The organism is Pontibacter toksunensis (genome assembly GCF_042686245.1).
In the GTDB taxonomy this organism is placed as follows: domain Bacteria; phylum Bacteroidota; class Bacteroidia; order Cytophagales; family Hymenobacteraceae; genus Pontibacter; species Pontibacter toksunensis.
The window spans coordinates 1-6,067 of record NZ_JBHUOX010000061.1; the positions used below are offsets into that span (position 1 = coordinate 1).

Here is a 6,067-nt window from a genome sequence, read left to right on the forward strand (position 1 = left end):
TGTCAGCAAGCCTGGACGACAATGCCGAAGCCTGCACCGCCATCGGCGGGGGCAACATCACCATCCACAAGCCCAGCAACAGGAGCTTTGCCAGGAAGGACGCTGTCGCTGCAGGAGCGGCTCCTGATGGACATGGGCTGGCCGTCTACCCCACCTCCGTCTCTGGCAGGGCCACTGTCAGTTTCACCCTTGAGGAAGCCGGTGACTACGCCTTGGAGGTGTATGACATGAGGGGTGCCCTCGTGAAGCGGATAGCCGCCGGGGCGGCCGAAGGCGGCAGGCGCTATGAGCACACCCTCTCTGTAGAAGGCATGAGCAGGGGCCTTTACCTGGCCCGCCTCGTCACCGGGGAAAACGTGCAGACCGTGAAGCTCGTCGTGGACAGATAAGGGCAAAAGGCCACGTAGGACTAGGCTTCTGTGAACAGGTACTGACCACTCAGTTTAAAACACTTAATTGTCATGCGATAATATTGAAGATAGTTGACACAGGTAAAAAGGATGCTGACAAAGCTCATTATTTACCATAATGCCTTTGGCAACACTACCACCCGCTGGAATTGCACTTACGAAGGGAAGCTACTTGCTGCTAACTATAAAAGGGCTTGAAAGAATACAATCACTGAATCCTTTGCTTCACCTGGTGCCGATGTGTTCATCCTACCTACCCTTTGCACAGGTGATTATTATTTCCCCTGGTGCTATAGCTTTTTTCACAAAACCGTACATAAAGAACAGGCAACAGCGGATGAGGACGGATTTTTATCAGTTTAATCCCTGCCCCCGCGACACAAGGGCAAACCTTGTCTGGCAGCAGGGAAGGTTCCTGGCCATACGCACAGAGATGGGATGTAGCGGGGTGCTCTACCACATGTCCGGTTTCTTTGCCGAGGTCTGGTACTCACCGGAAGATAACCAGACTGCCCTGGTGCATGGGTTCGAAAGCAAGAAGCTCTTAGAACCGTACCTGGACAGGATTAACCTGGAAGAACTGATGGAATAGCTTTTTATTCCTGAACCACTCCTCAAACGATAGCATAGCCTGACACCTCTATTGTGCTCCATGCACGCTGCCGTCAGGAAAGAGGACAGCCGGGCAACCCCGCCCCTGCTGCTGGTGACAAAGAAGGGCAGCAAGCAGTTGATTGTCGACTACTACTCCAGGCGCAGGATGGCGCCTGTTGCCGTTGGTATCATCAAGGGCATTACCAAGCACTATGACGAAAGCGACAAGGTGGCCGTCACACTGCTGACGCCGGTGGGAGAGGAAAGAGTCCAGATAAGGGTGAACTTCCTGCCGTAGAATTCTCCTGTGGAACAAACAACGCATCCGCTGCTTTCAAAATTCATAACACCGGAATCCCTGTCTTCAAACGTGCTGGCACACAAGCCTTACTGTCCCGCCATCCTGACATCGGCTTAAAGCTGTTTTGAAACAGGTAGCATTGATGCGTGCAGTGCAGGAGATATGCAGCACGAGGAAAATCGAAGAGCATCAGTGAGACGTGGCTTCTGCCCCTACTTTAGTACAGACAAACCTTCTAACAAGGCTACATACAGTCCGGAGGGATGTCTTTTGAATGTGAACTGTGCTGTCAAATCTGTCCATTTACCATCTATCGGGATGTCGTAGTCGACAGCGCAGTTATCATCGTCATACCCAATGAAGCTTATTCTCTCCTTTCCTAAGCCCATCCGGTAAGGGTTGCTAATGCCAAGGCACCCGCCTTTGTCCAATGTGCCCTGAAAGTGCCTCTTTCCTGCCTCCAGCAGGGTCAGTTTTTGGGGCCTCCTCCTTATCAGGAGGGGGAAGGAAACCTTTACTTTTCCTTAACGGGTAATCTCACAAAGGGCGACATTATGCAGCCGGATTTCAAACCTTGTTCCCTCCTCTACCTTGCTTTCAACTGTAATTTCTCCGCCCGCATTCTCTACAATGCGCTTTACAATGTATAAGCCCACCCCAGATCCCTCCACATGCTGGTGCACCCGTTTAAACATGCCAAAAATCTGGCTTAAGTGCTTTTCTTCTATTCCCAAACCGTTGTCTTCAATGGTAATCACAATACCGTTATTCCCGAAGGTGTCAGTAGAGACATTTATTACTGGTTCACGGTTCGGATGACGGTATTTAATGCTGTTGCTTAAAAGGTTGTACAATACGCTGCGGAGGTTCTTCTTGGAGAAACAAATGGTTGGGGCCGCAGCCACCTGAATGGTAATAGTGGCTTTGCTGGAACAGATCAGCTCGGTATTCACCACTCTAAACTCTTCAATCAAATCCTCCAGGTTTACCATTTCCTGGCCTATTTCCACCTGCTTTTGAATCTTGGAGATTTCCGTTAACTCATCAATAGTGTTCTTAAACCGCACAATTGCTTTGTCAATCATGAGCAGCAAAGGTTCTACCGGTTCGGTTTGGGTGCCCAAATCATGCAACTCCTCCTGAAGGGCTTTTACCAGACCCTGCAAATTGGCAATTGGGGCTTTCAAGTCATGTGAGGCCGTATAGACAAAGTTGTCCAGATCGGCGTTGGTGCGCTCCAGATCTGTGTTTTTCTGGGTAAGTTCATCATTCATGCTTTGCAACTCCTGCTGGGTAGCAGCTAAGCGGTCAATCAGCAGCTTTTGCTCATGGATATCGGTAGCGGTCCCGAACCACTTGAGGATTTCGCCATTCTCATTGCGCAATGGAATAGCTCTGGTCAGATACCAGCGGTACTCGCCCGTCCATTGTCTTACCCTAATCTCAATTTGGTAATCCTGCCCTGTCTGGATAGAATTCGCCCAGGTTGCGGCAGAACGGTTTTTATCCTCAGGGTGCAAGGCTCCTATCCATTGTTCCCCCAAGACAGCTGCTTTAGGCAGTCCGGTATATTCCCGCCAATGCCCGTTCACATAGTCCAGTTCACCCTCTACGGTGGCGGTAAAGGCTATCTGGGGCATTGCCGCCAGCAGGGTTTGCATTTGCGCTACCGTTTCCACTAGTTCCTGGCGGTTCTTTTTCTCTTCTGTAATATCGCGTACCTCGATCACGGTAGAAATAGGCACTCTGTTCTCATCAAAAATTGGGCTGGCCGCACAAGAAACCGGGAAAGAAGTACCGTCTTTCCGGAAAAACAAATCTTCATGGGCCCGTACTTCAAAATTCTGGGGCAGAGCCCTGTCCAACGGGCATTCTTCCAGTGGGTAGTGGGAACCATCTGGCCGATGGTGGTGAATCAAGTAATGCAGCTGCTTTGCCCGTATTTCTTCAAACGTGTAGCCCGCCATCTCCACCGCCGCAGGGTTCATGAACGTACAATAGCCGGTGGCATCCATCATAAAGAGCGCCCCCGTGGCATTGTCGGTGATAGTTTTGGTAAGGTAATTCTGATCTTCCAGTTCCTGGGTGCGGGCCTGAATTCTATTTTCCAGATCACTGTTCAGGGCCTGGAGGGCTGCGTTTGATTCTTTTAGCTCTTCTTCCAGATCGTGGCGATCTTTCAGAACCATGCCCCATTCAATGGCTGTGCCTGCCAGATTAGCGGCCAGTTCCAGTAAAAGGATTTCTTCCTCTGAGGGAGCTTTTTCGGTTTTATAATAAACAGCAAAAGTCCCCAACACCCGTTCATCTGTTGAAGATAGAATAGGTTGCGACCAACAAGCCATCAAACCGTGCTTCAGGGCTACCTGAAAATTTGCCCACTTAGGATCCGTGGCGATGCTCTTTACTATTACCCGCTCTCCGGTAAACGCTGCAGTACCACAAGAGCCAGCGGAAGGCCCAATTCGGGTTCCGTCTATTGCTTTGGAATACGCTTCTGGCAAACTTGGGGCGCTTAGATGATATAGCGTATCCTTGTTCAAGAGCAACACTGATGAAAAAATAGATGGATAGGCTTTCTCCAGGGAAAGAATAAGCGTGTCCATTACCTCTTCCAGGGATGTCCCGCGCATTAATTTTTCTCGTGCTTGTCGTTGAGCAGTGTTAAAGATGGCTGCGACATTAGGTTTGCACAAGAATTCTGGCGATGGGTCTGTACTTGACATGGAGTGCGGGTTTCTGCAACGGGAAACCACCAAATTTAAGTTAAACGGAAGAAAAGTTTTCCTATAACTGTTTCGGCCGGTAAAAGTTTCACCGCTTCACAGGAGAAAAAGTACTTGCAATGATTATTTTTTTCAGGGAAGGGAGCTTGCCTATACGCTACTCTTACCGACGGGTAAGGAGGTGGCTGGAGAAAAATTAAGCCTGCCTGGCCCGACAAAAGAGGTCGAGCTCAATTTATCTCGCCAAATGCGCTCCAGTGGGTTGCACTACCTGCGCCTGGAGGGGCAGGGTCTGCAGGCGGTGCTTAAGGTAGTGCAGCAATAAGATACTTCATGATCACTCCGTGCCTGTTATGGGCAGTAACCGTCCAAAGCAGGCTTATATATGCATGGCAGGCACGGCGAATGCCCCTTACAGGCTTGTCCCGCGAAACCTCGGAATAATGAGATAAGTAAGGAGGTATGATTAAGCTTACATAGAGCGGGTGTCTTGTACTGAGGTAGCATGTCCCGCAAAACGTGGGAATTTTTGATACGGCTTAGGGGCGACCCGTCCTGAAAAGTGTTGATCCTTGTCCCGCAGTCCCAAGATTCCCCGGTTATACGGGATTTGAACCTGTATATACTTATTTGTCTGCTCGACAGCGGGCAAAGGGTTTAAAGCCGCAGAGATAAAAAGAGGGCTTTCAAACTTATTTCACGATAGGATATGAATAAATTCATGTAACACGTATATACAAAGGAGGGAAGGAGAAGATGAAAAAAACGGTGATTTGCCAAGGCTGCTGGGAGCATATGCATATGCCGACGACCATACGCGGTCCCTTCTCGGTCTTTTTCAACATGATTGGCATCAAGAAAAGCAAGATGCACCCCAATCTTTGCACTTATTGCGAAAGCAATTTTGCCAAGATAATGAAGCAAAAGCAAATCCCGGTTTCCACTACCATCCTCTTTGCCGATATCCGGGGGTACACGGATTTGTCGCAGCAAATAGAAGCCGTAAAACTGAATGAACTGCTACACCATTTTTACGACCGATGTTCGGCGGCAGTATGGGAAAGGGATGGGATTGTCAACAAGTTCATCGGCGATGCCGTCCTTGCCATCTTTAATTTTCCCCTAATCAGGGAGGAGCATGTGCAGAATGCGGTGAGCGCGGCCGTTCAACTGCAAAAAGACTGCCGACACATGAAAGAGGAAATCGGCCTGAGTGACGTCCACACCCTTGGTGTGGGCATAGGGATACATACAGGTGAAAGCTACATAGGGGAAGTGGGAACCACCTACAAAGATTTTACCGCCATAGGTCCGGTGGTTAACCTAACGTCACGGCTCCAGGGAGCCGCTGGCATCGGTGAAATCATGGTGACGGAAGAGGTGTTCAACCATGTAAAAGACCAATACCCAGATGCGCAAAAGAGAACGCTTACCCTGAAGGGCATAAACAGCCCTGTGAATGGCTATGTGATTGCGTAGCAGGAAACCGAAAGGTATGCGTCGAGCATGCAGGGATGGGAAAAGCTTTGGCACAAAAAACACAACCTCCTTAGTACAGATGCCTTGTCAGCCCAAGCAGTTTCCCTTGTGGGCTGGCTCGCACCCTATATGTCAGTTTAGAAAGCCCTCCCTTATCTGGAGCCGCTCTTCATCACCAGGCTGTTGCAGACGCAAAATATCCTCATGCTGCTCTATAAGCTTTACCGTGGCTGCATTTCCTTTGAAACCACCGCCTTGGTGCAGCCCGCAGAGGGGGCTTTCCACTTTCCTCGGTAATTTTCAGACTTTGAGGAGCAAGGTGCGCCTCCATCTATACCAGTACGGAATCGGTTGAATGTGATTGAGCCGCTGTCCCGGAAAACTCAGAATTTAAGACATAAGACAAGACTTAATTTGCAAGACCTTACAGGTGACCTCCCCCCGAAAAACCGGACCGTTGTAAAGTAGAGAAAGCGGGCAATAATCGTATAGTCTTAAAAGCGAATTGCCATGAAGAAATCAAAATTCACCGAGGCGCAGATCATCTTCGCCATCAA

At 49.5% G+C, this 6,067-nt stretch carries 7 protein-coding genes; 4 read left to right on the forward strand and 3 right to left on the reverse strand.

What is annotated here, in order from left to right:
- Positions 1 to 137 precede the first annotated feature (137 nt).
- From ACFS7Z_RS26815 to ACFS7Z_RS26825, 3 genes are all read left to right on the forward strand, one after another.
- Positions 138 to 389: a T9SS type A sorting domain-containing protein gene (locus tag ACFS7Z_RS26815; protein WP_377492438.1), complete on the forward strand. Its 252-nt coding sequence runs from the start codon at positions 138 to 140 to the stop codon at positions 387 to 389.
- Between the two features lie 358 nt (positions 390 to 747).
- Complete coding sequence (locus ACFS7Z_RS26820; RefSeq protein ID WP_377492420.1) at positions 748 to 1,002, forward strand: hypothetical protein; 255 nt, start codon at positions 748 to 750, stop codon at positions 1,000 to 1,002.
- A 60-nt stretch (positions 1,003 to 1,062) separates the two neighbouring features.
- Positions 1,063 to 1,302: a heme NO-binding domain-containing protein gene (locus tag ACFS7Z_RS26825; RefSeq protein ID WP_377492423.1), complete on the forward strand. Its 240-nt coding sequence runs from the start codon at positions 1,063 to 1,065 to the stop codon at positions 1,300 to 1,302.
- Positions 1,303 to 1,517: 215 nt separating this feature from the next.
- On the opposite strand, the gene ACFS7Z_RS26830 is transcribed toward ACFS7Z_RS26825, so the two are convergent.
- A complete protein-coding gene (locus tag ACFS7Z_RS26830) occupies positions 1,518 to 1,694 on the reverse strand; it encodes a hypothetical protein (protein ID WP_377492426.1) in 177 nt (58 codons plus the stop codon).
- A gap of 135 nt (positions 1,695 to 1,829) precedes the next feature.
- Positions 1,830 to 3,938 carry a PAS domain S-box protein gene (locus ACFS7Z_RS26835; RefSeq protein ID WP_377492429.1) on the reverse strand — a complete coding sequence of 703 codons (2,109 nt, stop codon included), beginning with the start codon at positions 3,936 to 3,938 and terminating at the stop codon, positions 1,830 to 1,832.
- An 894-nt stretch (positions 3,939 to 4,832) separates the two neighbouring features.
- On the opposite strand from ACFS7Z_RS26835, the gene ACFS7Z_RS26840 reads away from it, so the two are divergent.
- Positions 4,833 to 5,510 carry an adenylate/guanylate cyclase domain-containing protein gene (locus tag ACFS7Z_RS26840; RefSeq protein ID WP_377492432.1) on the forward strand — a complete coding sequence of 226 codons (678 nt, stop codon included), beginning with the start codon at positions 4,833 to 4,835 and terminating at the stop codon, positions 5,508 to 5,510.
- 132 nt (positions 5,511 to 5,642) lie between these two features.
- Here the strand turns inward: ACFS7Z_RS26840 and ACFS7Z_RS26845 are convergent, their stop codons facing one another.
- The gene (locus tag ACFS7Z_RS26845) at positions 5,643 to 5,795 is read right to left on the reverse strand and encodes a hypothetical protein (protein ID WP_377492435.1); all 153 of its coding nucleotides are present in this window, start codon (positions 5,793 to 5,795) and stop codon (positions 5,643 to 5,645) included.
- Positions 5,796 to 6,067: the final 272 nt, after the last annotated feature.